Consider the following 1,229-nt stretch of genomic DNA (forward strand, 5'->3'; position numbering starts at 1 on the left):
GCCGCGCGCCGATGATCGACTGCTCGTAGAACGACACGTCCTTCGCGTCACGCGCTTCCTTCAGTTGCCGGATCGCCGACGGCCACGCGCCGTCGAGCGCCAGTTTCTCCGCCAGCGCCCGGCGCCGCGCGAGCACGTCGCCCTTGCCGTCGCTCGCCTTCGCGAGGTAATCCCACCAGTCCGGCTGTTCGGGGTCGGCCTTCGCCTGCGCCCGCGCGAGCGTCTGCGCGTCGGCGAAGCGCCGCGCGGCGATCAGCGCCTGCAGGTGCGCGACGATCGCCGCGTGCGACGCCGGCCAGCGCCGCTGCGCAAGCGCCGACAGCCGTACCGCATCGTCGGTCCGGCCCGCGCGGCGGGCGATGTCGGCGGCCAGCACGTCGAGGCTCGGCGAACTGGTCGCCGGATCGTCGTCGCGCCGCTCGCGCTCGTCGAACGCGCCGCGCGCCGATGCGAGCGCCTTGTCCGCCGCATCGTACTGGCCGAGCAGCGTGTTCGCGAGCGCGATGCCGTACCAGTTCGCCGCGACGTTCGGCGCGGTGCGATCGTCGATCTCGAGCTGCATCCGGCGCGCCTCGGCCGAGATGTCGGTCGGCGCCCGGTTCTGCAGGATGCGCAGTCGCGCACGCACGAACCCGTATTCGGCCGACTGGCGCGGCTGTCGGTACGGCGCGCGGCGCGCCCGATCCTCCATGTCGGCAATCCGCTCGCCGGTCAGCGGGTGCGTGCGCGCGTAGGCCGGCACACCCGCATCGCCCATCGACGCGCGGTCGAGCCGTTCGAAGAAGCCCGGCATGCCATACGGGTCGTAGCCGGCCCCCGCGAGCAGCTGGAAGCCGACGCGATCGGCCTCGCGCTCGGCCGAACGCGAGAAGCGCAGCTGGTTGTCGACCGCGTACGCCTGCCCGCCCATCGCGATCGCGCTGCCGAGATCGCCGCTGCGCGCGAGCACGCCAGCCAGCACGCCGAGCAGCATCGTCGCGAGCGCCGTGTAGCCTGTCTTCTCGCTCGCACCGATCATCCGTGCGATGTGGCGCTGCAGCACATGTCCCATCTCGTGGCCGACCACCGACGCGAGCTCCGACTCCGTCTGCGTCGTCACCACCAGCCCGCTGTTGATCCCGATGAAGCCGCCCGGCATCGAGAACGCGTTGATCTGCGGATCGCGCACGGGGAACAGGTCGAAGTCGGGCGTGTAGCCGCCGATGTAGCGCGCCGCCGCCGCGGCCGCG

1 protein-coding gene is annotated in these 1,229 nt (G+C 72.5%); it reads right to left on the minus strand.

The genetic code is table 11. From position 1 onward, the window contains the following. On the minus strand, positions 1 to 1,229 hold a 1,229-nt coding region (locus tag A9Z05_RS03510; RefSeq protein ID WP_069616890.1), incomplete at both ends, for a M48 family metalloprotease.

This window comes from Burkholderia sp. A2, from assembly GCF_001729305.1.
GTDB lineage: Bacteria > Pseudomonadota > Gammaproteobacteria > Burkholderiales > Burkholderiaceae > Burkholderia > Burkholderia sola.